The organism is Pseudomonas sp. 25 R 14 (assembly GCF_900004755.1).
Lineage (GTDB): Bacteria > Pseudomonadota > Gammaproteobacteria > Pseudomonadales > Pseudomonadaceae > Aquipseudomonas > Aquipseudomonas brenneri.
In genome coordinates this window covers 167,791-182,262 of the sequence record NZ_CVTS01000068.1, presented here as the reverse complement: position 1 = coordinate 182,262, position 14,472 = coordinate 167,791, and the positions used below count along the sequence as shown (strand labels likewise).

14 protein-coding genes are annotated in these 14,472 nt (G+C 58.2%); 8 read left to right on the top strand and 6 right to left on the bottom strand.

Translation table 11 applies throughout. The features are described from left to right. Positions 1–25: 25 nt before the first annotated feature. Both lpxH and BFQ03_RS27225 read right to left on the bottom strand, forming a co-directional pair. The gene (gene lpxH, locus BFQ03_RS27230; RefSeq protein WP_032857411.1) at positions 26–775 is read right to left on the bottom strand and encodes a UDP-2,3-diacylglucosamine diphosphatase; all 750 of its coding nucleotides are present in this window, start codon (positions 773–775) and stop codon (positions 26–28) included. Then, positions 772–1,275, bottom strand: coding sequence for a peptidylprolyl isomerase (locus tag BFQ03_RS27225; protein WP_032857410.1), 504 nt, complete (start codon positions 1,273–1,275; stop codon positions 772–774). The genes lpxH and BFQ03_RS27225 overlap by 4 nt, the downstream gene beginning before the upstream one ends. 248 nt (positions 1,276–1,523) lie before the next feature. Here BFQ03_RS27225 and BFQ03_RS27220 point away from each other — a divergent pair, with 248 nt between their 5' ends. Both BFQ03_RS27220 and cysS read left to right on the top strand, forming a co-directional pair. Further along, positions 1,524–3,224 carry a glutamine--tRNA ligase/YqeY domain fusion protein gene (locus BFQ03_RS27220; RefSeq protein ID WP_032857408.1) on the top strand — a complete coding sequence of 567 codons (1,701 nt, stop codon included), beginning with the start codon at positions 1,524–1,526 and terminating at the stop codon, positions 3,222–3,224. Positions 3,225–3,245: 21 nt separating this feature from the next. Continuing rightward, a complete protein-coding gene (gene cysS / locus BFQ03_RS27215; RefSeq protein ID WP_032857406.1) occupies positions 3,246–4,628 on the top strand; it encodes a cysteine--tRNA ligase in 1,383 nt (460 codons plus the stop codon). 133 nt (positions 4,629–4,761) lie between these two features. On the opposite strand, the gene BFQ03_RS29440 is transcribed toward cysS, so the two are convergent. Both BFQ03_RS29440 and BFQ03_RS27210 read right to left on the bottom strand, forming a co-directional pair. Next, the gene (locus BFQ03_RS29440; protein WP_083204924.1) at positions 4,762–5,121 is read right to left on the bottom strand and encodes a DUF6124 family protein; all 360 of its coding nucleotides are present in this window, start codon (positions 5,119–5,121) and stop codon (positions 4,762–4,764) included. A gap of 253 nt (positions 5,122–5,374) precedes the next feature. Then, positions 5,375–7,186 carry a sigma-54-dependent Fis family transcriptional regulator gene (locus BFQ03_RS27210; RefSeq protein WP_065944420.1) on the bottom strand — a complete coding sequence of 604 codons (1,812 nt, stop codon included), beginning with the start codon at positions 7,184–7,186 and terminating at the stop codon, positions 5,375–5,377. 368 nt (positions 7,187–7,554) lie between these two features. On the opposite strand from BFQ03_RS27210, the gene BFQ03_RS27205 reads away from it, so the two are divergent. The 6 genes from BFQ03_RS27205 (at position 7,555) to BFQ03_RS27180 (ending at position 13,612) form a co-directional block, all read left to right on the top strand. After that, positions 7,555–8,649 (top strand): ABC transporter ATP-binding protein, encoded by a 1,095-nt coding sequence (locus tag BFQ03_RS27205; protein WP_032857401.1) that lies wholly within the window; start codon positions 7,555–7,557, stop codon positions 8,647–8,649. Next, positions 8,649–9,746 (top strand): ABC transporter ATP-binding protein, encoded by a 1,098-nt coding sequence (locus tag BFQ03_RS27200; RefSeq protein ID WP_032857399.1) that lies wholly within the window; start codon positions 8,649–8,651, stop codon positions 9,744–9,746. Before BFQ03_RS27205 ends, BFQ03_RS27200 begins: the two co-directional genes overlap by 1 nt. Beyond that, a complete protein-coding gene (locus tag BFQ03_RS27195) occupies positions 9,743–10,609 on the top strand; it encodes a carbohydrate ABC transporter permease (RefSeq protein WP_032857398.1) in 867 nt (288 codons plus the stop codon). Before BFQ03_RS27200 ends, BFQ03_RS27195 begins: the two co-directional genes overlap by 4 nt. A gap of 10 nt (positions 10,610–10,619) precedes the next feature. Beyond that, entirely contained in the window at positions 10,620–11,420 is an 801-nt protein-coding gene (locus tag BFQ03_RS27190) for a carbohydrate ABC transporter permease (protein ID WP_032857395.1), read from the top strand. Between the two features lie 10 nt (positions 11,421–11,430). Next, complete coding sequence (locus BFQ03_RS27185) at positions 11,431–11,703, top strand: DUF2160 domain-containing protein (RefSeq protein ID WP_029293327.1); 273 nt, start codon at positions 11,431–11,433, stop codon at positions 11,701–11,703. A 166-nt stretch (positions 11,704–11,869) separates the two neighbouring features. After that, positions 11,870–13,612, top strand: coding sequence for an ABC transporter substrate-binding protein (locus BFQ03_RS27180; RefSeq protein WP_032857394.1), 1,743 nt, complete (start codon positions 11,870–11,872; stop codon positions 13,610–13,612). Between the two features lie 86 nt (positions 13,613–13,698). On the opposite strand, the gene BFQ03_RS27175 is transcribed toward BFQ03_RS27180, so the two are convergent. Both BFQ03_RS27175 and BFQ03_RS27170 read right to left on the bottom strand, forming a co-directional pair. Further along, on the bottom strand, positions 13,699–14,013 hold the full coding sequence (locus tag BFQ03_RS27175; RefSeq protein ID WP_032857393.1) for a helix-turn-helix domain-containing protein: 315 nt from the start codon (positions 14,011–14,013) through the stop codon (positions 13,699–13,701). After that, entirely contained in the window at positions 14,010–14,354 is a 345-nt protein-coding gene (locus BFQ03_RS27170; protein WP_065944452.1) for a type II toxin-antitoxin system RelE/ParE family toxin, read from the bottom strand. The genes BFQ03_RS27175 and BFQ03_RS27170 overlap by 4 nt, the downstream gene beginning before the upstream one ends. Positions 14,355–14,472: the final 118 nt, after the last annotated feature.

Genomic DNA, 14,472 nt, shown 5'->3' with positions numbered 1-14,472 from the left:
CCGTTTGATTCGTGTTGTTGGTAACTCAGGCGCCAGGCAACGCCAACTGCGGATTGACGAAGTCAAACGCCGCCAACTGGAAACCTTGCTCATCCACTTGCAACGCCCAACCTTGCTTGTCCCAGTCTCCCAGCACAATGCGCTTGGCCGCCTGCTCGCCAATCTGCAATTTGTGAATGGCCGGGCGGTGGGTGTGGCCGTGGACCAGGGTGCGCACGCCGAACTGCTGCATCACCCGTGGTACTTCCTCGGGCGTCACATCGACAATATCGTTGGCTTTCATCCGCGTTTGCGCACGGCTTTCACTGCGCAGTTTGCGCGCCAGTTTATGGCGGGTGCGCAAGGGCAGGTGGCGCAGGATAAACAGCACGATAGGGTTACGCAGGATGCGCCGCAGCTTCATATAGCCGAGGTCGCGGGTACACAGGCTGTCGCCGTGCATCAACAGCACGGGCTCGCCATGCAACTGCACGACAGTGGGGTCCTTGAGCAAGGTCACGCCTGCTGCTTTGCAGAATGCCTTGCCGATCAGGAAATCCCGGTTGCCATGCATCAAAAATAGCTGGGTGCCGCTGTCGCTCAGCTCACGCAGAGCCTCGCAAATGGAGCGCTGGAACGGGGTCATCGCATCGTCGCCAATCCAGGCTTCGAAAAAATCTCCCAGGATGTACAACGCTTGCGCACTACGGGCGCGGCCGTTGAGTAAACCCAGAAACGCCCGGGTAATATCCGGGCGCTCCTCTTCCAGATGTAAGTCTGAAATCAGCAATATCACGCAATGATCTCGGCTTTCTCGATGATCACGTCGTCTGCTGGTACGTCCTGGTGGCCGGATTTCATGGTGGTGGAAACACCCTTGATCTTGTCCACGACGTCGGTGCCTTCGGTGACTTTACCGAATACCGCGTAGCCCCAACCCTGCACGGTCTTGGCGCTGTGGTTGAGGAAGCTGTTATCAGCCACGTTGATGAAGAACTGCGCGGAGGCCGAATGCGGCTCCATGGTACGGGCCATGGCGACGGTGTACTTGTCGTTGGAAAGACCGTTGTCCGCTTCGTTCTGGATGCTGGCACGCTTGTCTTTCTTTTCTTTCATGCCGGGTTCGAAACCACCGCCCTGGATCATGAAGTTGCCGATGACACGGTGGAAAACAGTGTTTTCGTAGTGGCCGGCTTTGACGTACTCGATGAAGTTGGCGACGGTGGTCGGCGCTTTCTCGGCGTTCAGCTCGATGACGATGTCACCGTGGTTGGTGCTCAGTTTGACTTGAGTCATGTTCACTACTCTTTCAAGGAATTCGTGGGGTTGGGCGTATTCAACGCCTGCATCCGTTCAGCAATACACTGCCAAGGCGCGCAGTTTAGCGTGCCCTGCAGGAATTTCGAGGTGGTTTTTTACCGCCCATGCAATAAATGCAGCAGTTTTTGAGCCTGCTCTGTCAGCGGCTTGACAGCTTCGGCTATGATAAGCCCTTTGTTTTATCTGGCCCCAACCGGCCACGAACCTGTCTGTTCAAGGATCTTATGAGCAAGCCCACTGTCGACCCTACCTCGAATTCCAAGACCGGACCTGCCGTCCCGGTCAACTTCCTGCGCCCGATCATCCAGGCGGACCTGGATTCGGGCAAGCACACGCAGATCGTCACCCGCTTCCCGCCAGAGCCCAACGGCTACCTGCACATCGGTCACGCCAAGTCGATCTGTGTGAACTTCGGCCTGGCCCAGGAGTTCGGTGGCGTCACGCACCTGCGTTTCGACGACACCAACCCGGCCAAGGAAGACCAGGAATACATCGACGCCATCGAAAGCGACATCAAGTGGCTGGGCTTCGAATGGTCCGGTGAAGTGCGCTACGCCTCCAAGTACTTCGACCAGTTGTTCGACTGGGCCGTGGAACTGATCAAGGCCGGGAAGGCCTACGTCGACGACCTGACGCCTGCGCAGGCCAAGGAATACCGTGGCACCCTGACTGAGCCTGGCAAGAACAGCCCGTTCCGCGACCGTTCGGTAGAAGAGAACCTGGACTGGTTCACCCGCATGCGCGACGGTGAGTTCGCCGACGGTGCACGTGTGCTGCGCGCCAAGATCGACATGGCCTCGCCGAACATGAACCTGCGCGACCCGATCATGTACCGCATCCGCCACGCCCATCACCACCAGACCGGTGACAAGTGGTGCATCTACCCCAACTACGACTTCACCCACGGTCAGTCGGACGCCATCGAAGGCATCACTCACTCCATTTGCACCCTGGAGTTCGAAAGTCACCGTCCGCTGTACGAATGGTTCCTCGACAGCCTGCCAGTACCGGCGCATCCGCGTCAGTACGAATTCAGCCGCCTGAACCTGAACTACACCATCACCAGCAAGCGCAAGCTCAAGCAACTGGTCGATGAAAAGCACGTGTTTGGCTGGGACGACCCACGCATGTCGACGCTGTCGGGCTTCCGCCGCCGCGGCTACACCCCGGCGTCGATCCGTAACTTCTGCGACATGGTCGGCACCAACCGTTCCGACGGCGTGGTCGACTTCGGCATGCTGGAATTCAGCATTCGCCAGGACCTGGACCACAACGCCCCGCGCGCCATGTGCGTGCTGCGTCCGTTGAAAGTCGTGATCACCAACTACCCGGAAGGCCAGGTCGAGAACCTCGAACTGCCGCGTCATCCGCAGAAAGAAGAACTGGGTGTGCGCAAGTTGCCGTTCGCCCGTGAAATCTATATCGACCGTGATGACTTCATGGAAGAACCGCCAAAAGGCTACAAGCGCCTGGAGCCGAACGGCGAAGTGCGCCTGCGCGGCAGCTACGTGATCCGTGCTGACGAAGCGATCAAGGACGCCGATGGCAACATCGTCGAACTGCGTTGCTCCTACGATCCGGACACCCTGGGCAAGAACCCTGAAGGCCGCAAGGTCAAGGGCGTGGTGCACTGGGTGCCGGCGGCGGCCAGCGTCGAGTGCGAAGTGCGCCTGTACGATCGCCTGTTCCGTTCGGCCAACCCTGAGAAGGCCGAAGACAGCGCCAGTTTCCTTGACAACATCAACCCTGATTCCCTGCAAGTACTCACTGGTTGTCGTGCCGAGCCATCGTTGGGCGAAGCACAGCCGGAAGACCGTTTCCAGTTCGAGCGCGAAGGCTACTTCTGCGCGGATATCAAGGACTCGAAACCAGGCGCTCCGGTATTCAACCGTACCGTGACCTTGCGTGATTCGTGGGGTCAGTGATTCAGTCTTAAGGGATTCATCGTGCTAACGATCTACAACACGCTCAGCAAGACCAAAGAAGTCTTCAAGCCGCTGGATGGCAACAAGGTGCGCATGTACGTGTGCGGCATGACCGTGTACGACTACTGCCACATCGGCCACGGCCGCAGCATGGTTGCCTTTGACCTGGTGACCCGCTGGTTGCGTTTCAGCGGCTACGACTTGACGTATGTGCGCAACATTACCGACATCGACGACAAGATCATCAATCGCGCCAACGAAAACGGCGAGTCGTTCGATGCGCTGACCGAGCGCATGATTGCTGCCATGCACGAGGACGAGGCGCGCCTCAACATCCTCAAGCCGGACATGGAACCGCGTGCCACGGACCACATCCCTGGCATGCACGCGATGATCCAGACCTTGATCGACAAGGGCTACGCCTACGCCCCGGGCAATGGCGACGTGTACTACCGCGTCGCCAAGTTCATGGGCTACGGCAAGCTGTCGCGCAAGAAGATCGAAGACCTGCGCATCGGTGCACGCATCGAAGTCGATGAAGCCAAGCAGGATCCGCTGGACTTCGTGCTGTGGAAAGGCACCAAGCCGGGCGAGCCGAGCTGGGAGTCGCCGTGGGGCGCCGGGCGTCCGGGCTGGCACATCGAATGCTCGGTGATGTCTACCTGCTGCCTGGGCGAGACCTTCGACATTCATGGCGGCGGCAGCGACCTTGAGTTCCCGCACCACGAAAACGAAATCGCCCAGAGCGAAGCGGCCACCGGCAAGACCTACGCCAACGCGTGGATGCATTGCGGCATGATTCGCATCAATGGCGAGAAGATGTCCAAGTCCTTGAACAACTTCTTCACCATTCGCGACGTGCTGGAAAAGTACCACCCGGAAGTCGTGCGTTACCTGCTGGTATCGAGCCACTACCGCAGCGCCATCAACTACTCGGAAGACAACCTCAAGGACGCCAAGGGCGCCCTCGAACGTTTCTACCACGCGTTGAAAGGCCTGCCAGTCGTGGCGCCGGCCGGTGGCGAAGCATTTGTTGAACGCTTCACCAGCGTGATGAACGACGACTTCGGCACCCCCGAAGCCTGCGCCGTACTGTTTGAAATGGTCCGCGAGATCAACCGCCTGCGCGAGAGCGATCTGCATGCAGCAGCTGGTTTGGCAGCCCGTTTGAAAGAACTGGCCAGCGTACTGGGCGTTCTGCAAATGGAAGCCGACGACTTCCTGCAAGCCGGCGCGGAAGGGCGTGTGGATGCAGCTGAGGTCGACGCACTGATCCAGGCCCGCCTGAATGCCCGTGCCAACAAGGACTGGGCAGAATCCGACCGCATCCGCGACCAACTCACCGCCATGGGCGTGGTGTTGGAAGATGGGAAGGGCGGGACGACGTGGCGCTTGGCTGACTGACGGCTGATTGCTTCAAGCTGAATAAAAACGCCCCGACTGGTTTGGGGCGTTTTTATTTGTGCAGGTTTTGCCAATCAACACCGCTCAACTGTAGGCGCTGGCTTGCCAGCGATGGCGGACGGGCTATCGCAGACTAATCTGGATGGTGAGTGGGCCTTGTTCTTTCTTGCTCAGTTCCACATTGAACGACGGCGCTGTTCACCAATAGCTCAACTCCTTCCAGCATCCGACAAATTCCTAGCGCCACACGCCGTGCAGTGCCGTCTACTTCAAAAGCCAAATGGGTTGCCAATACTTGAGCCGATGCAAGGTCTTCCGAGGCGTTGATCAACAATACCTCTGCATTTAACCCTTCGCGCACGGTGAAAAGGCGGTGGTTTTCAGTAGGCCGCTTGGTTTCGGCAGGAGGGTTCAGATAGTAGTCAATCGCTCGTTGAGCAGTTGCCTGAAGCGAGGTTGAGTCTAACGGCGGGTTTGGGCTGTGTTTGATCATGGCAAGGCTCCCAGAGTTATGGAACTGCTACCCATCGCTGCGAAACGATACCTGGGTGGCAGCTGTACGCAGGTTCGCAGACCGGGACTCTAGGAACCCGGCATACCCGAAGGTATCCCGCGCACAGCCGCCATGACATCAGGCATAAAAAAGCGCCCGTTATCTTGTGGTGGACGCTGTGCGTCTAGAGTTTAACCGGGCTGCGAAACCCGGTCGCTGAATTTGCAGCGACTGCCCGTAGGGGCGGTTACCGTTACGTAGCGGCGCGTAACCGCTTGTATAAGGTATTACGGCTAACCCCCAGCTCCCGCGCCAGGTGGGAGATATTGCCGCCGACCGCTGCCAGTCTTTGCTGAAGGTTCTGGATATCGTCTAGATCGCCTATTACCAATGGCGTAGCAGGCGAGGCTTGGCCCAGGTCGACAAAGAAATCATCGGGCAGATGCTCCGGGCGGATTGGTTGGTCTTCGGCCATGGCCAGCGCGACCTGCATCACACTGCTGACCTGGCGCAAGTTGCCTGGCCAAGGGTGTTGCTCGAATAACGCCAGCACTTCAGCACTGAGGCCGGCCCATTGCGTCGGTTCGCGATGCTGTTGCCATAGTTGCTTGAACAGCGCCTGTTTATCGCTGCGCTCACGCAGGGGCGGCAGTTCCAGGGTCAGGCCGCCGATACGGTAGTACAAATCCTCACGAAACCGTCCGATCTGCACCTGTTCACGCAGCGAACGGTTGGTGGCCGAGATAATGCGCAGGTCCACCGGGAACAGTTCGCTGCTGCCCACCGGTTGCACGCAGCGCTCTTGCAATACCCGCAGCAGCCGGGCCTGGGTCGGGAGGGGCATGTCACCGATTTCATCGAGAAACAGCGTGCCTTTGTCCGCCTTGCGGATCAGGCCGATGCTGCCTTTTTGGTTGGCACCGGTGAACGCGCCTTTTTCGTAGCCAAACAGCTCCGATTCCACCAACTCGGCAGGAATTGCCGCACAGTTGACTGCGATAAAAGCCTGTTGGCTGCGGGAGCTGGCCTGGTGCAGGGCTTTGACGAAGACTTCCTTGCCGACACCGGTTTCACCGTGGATCAGCAGCGGGATATCTTTTTCCAGCAGGCGTTCGGCTTGGCGCACGGCCTTTTCCACGCGGCTGTCGCCAAAGTGCAGGGTCTTCAGGCCAATGGTTACAGGGGCGGGCTCGCTAAAGATCCGGGCCTGTACCGGCGATTGTTTGGGCCGTTTGAGCAAGCACTGGAAACGGTTGCGCCCCGCAGCCTGTAGGGCAAAGGGCTGGCCTTCGGGCTGATTGAGCAACTCCAGCAGCGAGACCTTGAACAGGCTGTCGATCATCACCCGTGACAGGCTGATGCCCAGCAGGTTGTCGGCACGGCGGTTGGCTGAAAGCACCTGGCCACTTTCATCGAAAATCAGCAAGCCGGCCCACTGGCTGTCGAGGTTGTTCAGGCTGGTGTTGAAAGTCAGTTGGAAGTGCTCGCCGCCAAACAGGTTGAGGATCAGCCGGTTTTCCACGGTCTGGCTCATCATCTTGACCATGCCCAGGGTGTGGGAGGGTGGCAGGTAGCTGTCACTGGAGACATCCAGCACCGCGATGATCTCGCGGTTGGCATCAAAGATCGGCGCCGCTGAGCCGGTCATGAAGCGGTTGGCCTTGAGGAAGTGTTCGTCATGCTCGATATGCACCGCCTGGGCGCAGGCCAGGGCGGTACCAATGGCATTGGTGCCGGTGGCGCGCTCCAGCCAACTGGCCCCGGCATTGAAGCCTCGTGCCAGCTTGGGCTCGATAAAGCGTTGGGTGCCCCAGGAGGTGAGGACCTGGCCGTGGTTGTCGGCGAGCATGATCAGGCAATTGGAGTTGCTGAGGATGTTCTCGTAATAGGGCAGGACTTCCTGGTGAGTGGTCTGCACCAGGGAATGTTGGCTTTCCAGCAATTGGCTGATGCCCTCGGCGGGCAGTTGGTCGAAGCTGGGGGCGCTTTGGTGATCGAGGCCAAAGGCACGGCAGCGGCGCCAGGAGTCCTGGATGATGGTGTCGTGGGGCAAGGATTCGGCCATGGAGACCTTCTTTTTATTGTTATTTGGGGCTTGCGCAATCTAACGGTGAAAAGCGATCAAATTGTGGGAGCGGGCTTGCTCGCGATAGCGGTGTATCAGTTGCAGGTCAGGTGCCTGAACCAGCGCTATCGCGAGCAAGCCCGCTCCCACATTTCGATCTGTGTCGTTGGTGAGGCTTATTCAGTGTTGTTCAGAACTGTTCATTGTCAACCCGCTGGTTGTTCAATTGTTCAGTTGCGAATGTTCATTTCTGTTCAGGGCTGAACGGCGGTTTTCCTCAACTTATTGAACCATAGGCGCTTTTTATTTCTGGCACGAAACTCGCTCTGGCCTTGGAAGAACAATTCCAATAATAAAAAGGTCGTGTCATGTCATTGACCCTGGAACATGTCACCCGCGTTGTCGAAGGCCAGACCTGGATCGATGATGCCAACCTGCGCTTCGAAGCAGGCTCCTTCAATGTCCTGCTCGGCCGTACGCTGTCCGGCAAGACCAGTCTGATGCGTCTGATGGCCGGCCTGGATAAGCCTGACAATGGGCGCATCCTGATGAACGGTGTGGACGTTACCCACAAGCCCGTGCGTTTGCGCAATGTGTCGATGGTCTACCAGCAGTTCATCAACTACCCGACCATGACCGTGTTCGAAAACATCGCCTCGCCCTTGCGCCAGGCCGGGGTGTCCAACGAACTGATCCAGAGCAAAGTGCTGGAAACCGCGCAGATGCTGCGTATCGACAAGTTCCTGCAACGCCATCCCCTGGAGCTGTCCGGTGGCCAGCAGCAACGAACGGCCATGGCCCGGGCGCTGGTCAAGGACGCCGAATTGATCCTGTTTGATGAGCCTCTGGTGAACCTGGACTACAAATTGCGCGAAGAGCTGCGTCAGGAAATGCGCGAGCTGTTCAAGGCGCGCAACACCATCGCCATCTACGCCACCACCGAGCCCAATGAAGCCCTGGCCCTGGGCGGCACCACCACGATCCTCCATGAAGGCCGGGTGATACAGAGCGGCAAGGCCGCCGAGGTCTATCACCAGCCGCAAACGGTGCTGGCCGCCGAGCTGTTTTCCGAACCGCCAATCAACCTGATGCCGGGGCGGATTAGCGGCAACGAGGTGAGCTTCGCCAACGATGTGCACTTCCCATTGAATGTGGACCTGCGGCCGATTGGTGAAGGCGAGTTCCGTTTTGGCGTGCGCCCCAGTCATATCAGCCTGGTACCCAGCAATGACGATGACCTGGAACTGGCCGTGACCGTGGAAGTGGCGGAGATCAGTGGTTCGGAAACCTTTCTGCATGTACGCAGTGACCATTTCCTACTGGTGTTGCACCTGCCTGGGGTGCACGAATACGACGTCGATGCGCCGATCCGGATCTATATCCCCACCCATAAACTGTTTGTGTTCGATGGCCAGGGCTGCTTGGTCCAGGCGCCCGGGCGCCGTGTCGCGAGGGTTGCCTGATGGCCGAGATCCATTTGCAGAACCTGGCGCATAGCTACAGCCCTACGCCTGCCGGTCCCGAGGACTACGCCATTCGTGAAATGAACCACGTCTGGGAGCAGGGTGGCGCCTACGCGTTGCTCGGCCCGTCGGGCTGTGGCAAGTCGACGTTGCTCAATATCATCTCTGGCCTGCTTAGCCCTTCGGAAGGCCAGGTACTGTTCGACAGCAAGGTGGTGAATGACCTGACTCCGGAAAAACGCAATATCGCCCAGGTGTTCCAGTTCCCGGTGGTCTACGACACCATGACGGTGTTCGACAACCTGGCATTCCCCCTGCGTAACCAGGGCATGGCCGAGGCGAAAGTGCACAGCAAGGTGCAGGAAATTGCCGAGGTGCTCGACCTGCAGAACCTGTTGGGCAAAAAAGCCCGCAACCTCAGCGCCGATGAAAAGCAGAAGGTATCGATGGGCCGTGGGCTGGTGCGCGATGACGTCTCGGCGATCCTGTTTGATGAGCCGCTGACAGTGATCGATCCGCATCTGAAGTGGAAACTGCGGCGCAAGCTCAAGCAGATCCACGAGCAGTTCAACATCACCATGGTCTACGTCACCCACGATCAGTTGGAGGCCTCGACCTTTGCCGACAAGATTGCGGTGATGTACGGCGGGCAGATTGTGCAGTTCGGCACACCGCGGGAGTTGTTCGAGCGCCCCAGTCATACCTTTGTCGGCTATTTCATCGGTAGCCCTGGGATGAATCTGATTGAGGTGCAGGCTGACGCCGGTGGTGTGCGTTTTGCCGGTACTCACCTGGCGTTGTCCGAGCTGCAGCAACGTCAGATTTCGGAAAAAGCCTACAAGAAACTTCAGGTCGGGATTCGTCCCGAGTTTATCCATGTGTGGGACGAGCCCAATCCCGATGCGTTGCAGGCCGACGTCATGCATGTCGAAGACCTGGGCACCTACAAGATCATGACGCTCAACCTCGACGGTGCGCCGTTGAAAGTACGCCTGGCCGAAGACAAGCCGGTGCCCGAGGGGCGGGCCTCGATCAGTTTTCCGGCGCAATGGCTGATGGTGTATGCCGACGATTACCTGCTGGAGGTGCGGCCATGAACAAGGTGCAGAACAACAAGGCCTGGTGGCTGGTATTGCCGGTGTTCCTGCTGGTGGCGTTCAGCGCGGTGATCCCGATGATGACCGTGGTCAACTACTCGGTGCAGGACATCTTCGACCAGTCCAGCCGCTATTTCGTCGGGGCTGACTGGTACAAACAGGTGCTGCTTGACCCGCGCCTGCATGACTCGCTGCTGCGCCAGTTCATCTATTCGGCTTGTGTGCTGCTGATCGAAATCCCGCTGGGTATCGCGATCGCCCTGACCATGCCGACCAAGGGCCGCTGGTCGTCCCTGGTATTGATTGTGATGGCCATCCCGCTACTGATCCCGTGGAACGTGGTCGGCACCATCTGGCAGATTTTTGGACGTGCCGATATCGGCCTGTTGGGCTCGACCCTGAATGCCATGGGCATCAACTATAACTATGCCGCCAACACCATGGATGCCTGGGTCACGGTACTGGTGATGGACGTCTGGCATTGGACGTCCCTGGTGGCGCTGCTGTGCTACTCGGGGCTGCGAGCAATCCCGGATGTGTACTACCAGGCTGCGCGGATTGATCGGGCATCGGCCTGGGCCGTATTCCGACATATCCAATTGCCGAAGATGAAGAGCGTGCTGTTGATCGCGGTGATGCTGCGTTTCATGGACAGTTTCATGATCTACACCGAGCCGTTTGTGCTGACCGGCGGTGGACCGGGTAATGCCACTACCTTCTTGAGTCAGACCTTGACCCAGATGGCGATAGGACAATTCGACCTGGGCCCGGCTGCTGCGTTTTCCCTGGTGTATTTCCTGATCATCCTGTTGGTGTCCTGGCTGTTCTACACCGCCATGACCCACTCCGACGCCAACCGCTGAGGCCGCCAACATGAGCAAGCGCAAGGTCATCCCACTGCTGATCTACATCCTGTTCCTGCTGGTGCCGATCTACTGGCTGTTGAACATGTCCTTCAAGAGCAACACCGAAATCCTCGGAGGGCTGACGCTGTTTCCCCAGGACTTCACCTTCGCCAACTACAAGGTGATTTTCACCGACCCCAGTTGGTACACCGGCTACCTCAACTCGTTGTATTACGTAAGCCTGAACACGGTTATTTCCCTGACAGTGGCGCTGCCGGCGGCCTACGCGTTTTCACGCTATCGCTTCCTGGGCGACAAACACCTGTTCTTCTGGTTGCTGACCAACCGCATGGCGCCGCCGGCGGTGTTTCTGCTGCCGTTTTTCCAGCTGTATTCGTCGATTGGCCTGTTCGACACCCATATCGCGGTAGCTCTGGCTCACTGCCTGTTCAACGTACCGCTGGCGGTGTGGATTCTGGAGGGATTCATGTCGGGGGTGCCCAAAGAGATCGACGAAACTGCCTACATCGACGGTTACAGCTTTCCGAAGTTCTTCGTGAAGATATTTATCCCATTGATTGGCTCTGGGATCGGGGTCACAGCGTTTTTCTGCTTCATGTTTTCCTGGGTCGAACTGCTGCTGGCGCGCACGCTGACCTCGGTGAACGCCAAGCCGATTGCCGCCGTGATGACGCGTACGGTATCGGCCTCCGGCATTGATTGGGGCGTGCTCGCGGCGGCCGGGGTGTTGACCATTTTGCCGGGCATGCTGGTGATCTGGTTTGTTCGCAACCATGTGGCCAAGGGCTTTGCCCTGGGTCGGGTCTGAGGAAACGATGATGGAATGGATGGCCTGGACCACCCCGACGGCACTGTTTTTTGCGGCGATTGCCCTGCTGTTGGCGGGCATGACCACGTGGGAGCTGCGTTCGCCGAGTATTCCCCGGCGCGGTTTGTTACCGATCAGCACGACGCGTGGTGATCGCTTGTTTATCGGTCTTCTCGGGAGCGCCTACCTGCACCTGCTGGTGATTGGCGTAACCGGCTGGAGCATCTGGGTGGCGTCCGCGCTGTCTGTGGTGTGGCTGTTGTCTGTGATGCGCTGGGGCTGAGGTGGTCCCCATACCCCTGTAGGAGCGAGCTTGCTCGCGAAAGTCGTCAACGATAACGCAGGTTGTCTGGATTAACGCGGTGTCTTGGGGTTTTTCGCGAGCAAGCTCGCTCCTACATGGGTCGGGGCATCTGTCGGTCCCGTCTGAAATCAACCAGGAGGTCTCTATGTTCGATAAAAACAATAAGCTGCGACATAGCATTTCATTGGCCGCCGTCTTGGCCCTCAGCGGCTTGAGTGCTGCGGCCTGGGCTGATGCCTATGAAGATGCCGCGAAAAAATGGATCGGCAGCGAGTTCAAACCGTCCACCCTGACGCAAGCCCAGCAGCTTGAAGAGTTGAAGTGGTTTATCAAGGCGGCCGAGCCGTTTCGTGGGATGAAGATCAATGTGGTGTCGGAAACCCTCACCACCCACGAGTACGAATCCAAGGTACTGGCCAAGGCCTTCAGTGAAATCACCGGGATCAAGCTGACCCACGACCTGCTGCAGGAAGGCGATGTGGTGGAGAAACTGCAAACCCAGATGCAGTCCGACAAGAATATCTATGACGGCTGGGTCAATGACTCCGACTTGATCGGTACGCACTTTCGTTATGGCAAGACCGAGTCCATCACCGACCTGATGGCCAATGAAGGCAAGGACTTCACCTCGCCGACCCTGGACCTCAAGGACTTTATCGGCATCTCGTTTACCACCGCACCAGACGGCAAGATCTATCAGTTGCCCGACCAGCAGTTCGCCAACCTCTATTGGTTCCGCGCTGACTGGTTCGAGCGTGCTGACCTGAAAGCCAAGTTCAAGGAAAAGTACGGTTATGAACTGGGCGTACCGGTGAACTGGTCAGCCTATGAAGACATCGCCAAGTTCTTCAGCGAAGACGTCAAGGAAATCGACGGCAAGCGCGTCTACGGGCATATGGACTACGGCAAGAAAGACCCGTCCCTGGGCTGGCGCTTTACCGATGCCTGGTTCTCCATGGCGGGTGGCGGCGACAAGGGCCTGCCCAATGGCTTGCCGGTAGACGAGTGGGGGATCCGGGTCGAGGACTGCCATCCGGTGGGTTCCAGCGTGACTCGCGGCGGCGACACCAACGGCCCGGCCGCGGTGTTTGCCACGCAGAAGTATGTCGACTGGATGCGCGCCTATGCGCCACCGGAAGCGGCGGGCATGACCTTCTCCGAGTCTGGGCCGGTGCCGTCCCAGGGCAATATCGCCCAGCAGATCTTCTGGTATACCGCTTTTACCGCCGACATGACCAAACCCGGGCTGCCGGTGATGAATACCGACGGTACGCCGAAGTGGCGCATGGCACCGTCGCCACGCGGGCCGTATTGGGAGGAGGGGATGAAGCTGGGGTATCAGGACGTGGGTTCCTGGACGTTCCTCAAGTCCACGCCTGAGAAGCAAAAACTCGCGGCTTGGCTCTATGCGCAGTTCGTGACGTCGAAAACCGTCTCCCTGAAAAAAACCATCGTCGGCCTGACGCCAATCCGCGAATCCGACATCAACTCCCAGGCCATGACCGACCTGGCCCCCAAACTCGGCGGCCTGGTGGAGTTCTACCGCAGCCCGGCGCGGGTGCAGTGGACACCGACCGGTACCAACGTGCCGGACTATCCACGCCTGGCCCAACTGTGGTGGAGCCACATTTCGGAAGCCGCCAGCGGCGAGAAAACCCCGCAACAGGCACTGGATGGCCTGGCCAAGGACCAGGACGCGATCATGACGCGCCTGGAGCGCTCCAAGGTGCAGCCGATCTGCGGACCGAAGATGAACCCCGAGCGCGACGCCCAGTACTGGTTCGACCAGCCGGGCGCACCGAAGCCGAAACTGGCGAACGAGAAACCCAAGGGTGAAACCGTGAACTATGCCGATTTGCTCAAGTCGTGGGAGGCGGCGCGTAAGTGAGGTAGGTCGGATAGTAAAACGGCACCGTGAGGTGCCGTTTTTGTTGATGTGTGAAAGACCGCTTCAGCAGTCTTTAAGGCAGATAATTAGCTTAGCAATGCCAATCGTTCCACCGTATCCGGAAACTTTGATACCAGGCGAATCAGTATGGCCGCCTGGGCATTAGGTCGCGCGCGGCCTTGCTCCCAGTTTTCCAGGGTGCGTGTATTGGTGCGTAGGTACATGGCAAATACAGCACGGGAAAGATTGAGTTGTTGTCGTACTGCAATGACGTCTTCAGCGGTGAGAGGGGCCAGTTTGTTTTGCTGCACGGTATGAGTACGTAGTGTGACCTTGCCTTGGCGCTCATTGGCCAATGCATCGAAGCCTTCGACCAGTTCGGAAAAAATGTCACGGTTCATGTGAATCCTCTCGCTTTGATTTCCCTGTCCAGCATGTGTTTGAGGGCTTTTTTGTGTTGTGGGCTCAAGTCGCTCTGCTCGTGCTTGCCGTACAGCGTGAACAGCCAAAATTGAGTGCCGCCTGACCACCAGTAGTAGATGACGCGTAATCCACCTCGCTTGCCTTTGTTTCGTCGTTCATCGACGAAGCGCAGCTTGCGTAACCCACCGGTGCCTTCCATCACGGCTCCCGTTTCGGGGTTCTTCATTAGCTCTTGTTGAAAGCCGTGAAACAGTTCGTCAGTCAGGTAGTCCTTGCGGTACCGCTCAAAGGGCGGCAGTTCGATAAATAGAGCATCCATGTTCTGTACGTAGCCTGCGTATAGTTTGGTGGCCCATGTGCCAGGGGTCAAGTGACCCTGGTGTGGGATTCTTCCTAAAGCGCACACACCATACGAGCGGCTCTGGCAGGTAGATGCC

Excerpts from the sequence above, each read along its gene's own strand:
- BFQ03_RS27170 (WP_065944452.1), bottom strand. The coding sequence starts at position 14,354 with ATGGATGCTCTATTTATCGAACTGCCGCCCTTTGAGCGGTACCGCAAG.
- BFQ03_RS27195 (WP_032857398.1), top strand. The coding sequence starts at position 9,743 with ATGAACAAGGTGCAGAACAACAAGGCCTGGTGGCTGGTATTGCCGGTG.
- BFQ03_RS27190 (WP_032857395.1), top strand. The coding sequence starts at position 10,620 with ATGAGCAAGCGCAAGGTCATCCCACTGCTGATCTACATCCTGTTCCTG.
- BFQ03_RS27200 (WP_032857399.1), top strand. The coding sequence starts at position 8,649 with ATGGCCGAGATCCATTTGCAGAACCTGGCGCATAGCTACAGCCCTACG.
- BFQ03_RS29440 (WP_083204924.1), bottom strand. The coding sequence starts at position 5,121 with ATGATCAAACACAGCCCAAACCCGCCGTTAGACTCAACCTCGCTTCAG.
- BFQ03_RS27210 (WP_065944420.1), bottom strand. The coding sequence starts at position 7,186 with ATGGCCGAATCCTTGCCCCACGACACCATCATCCAGGACTCCTGGCGC.
- BFQ03_RS27180 (WP_032857394.1), top strand. The coding sequence starts at position 11,870 with ATGTTCGATAAAAACAATAAGCTGCGACATAGCATTTCATTGGCCGCC.
- BFQ03_RS27205 (WP_032857401.1), top strand. The coding sequence starts at position 7,555 with ATGTCATTGACCCTGGAACATGTCACCCGCGTTGTCGAAGGCCAGACC.
- BFQ03_RS27175 (WP_032857393.1), bottom strand. The coding sequence starts at position 14,013 with ATGAACCGTGACATTTTTTCCGAACTGGTCGAAGGCTTCGATGCATTG.
- BFQ03_RS27225 (WP_032857410.1), bottom strand. The coding sequence starts at position 1,275 with ATGACTCAAGTCAAACTGAGCACCAACCACGGTGACATCGTCATCGAG.
- BFQ03_RS27185 (WP_029293327.1), top strand. The coding sequence starts at position 11,431 with ATGGAATGGATGGCCTGGACCACCCCGACGGCACTGTTTTTTGCGGCG.
- BFQ03_RS27220 (WP_032857408.1), top strand. The coding sequence starts at position 1,524 with ATGAGCAAGCCCACTGTCGACCCTACCTCGAATTCCAAGACCGGACCT.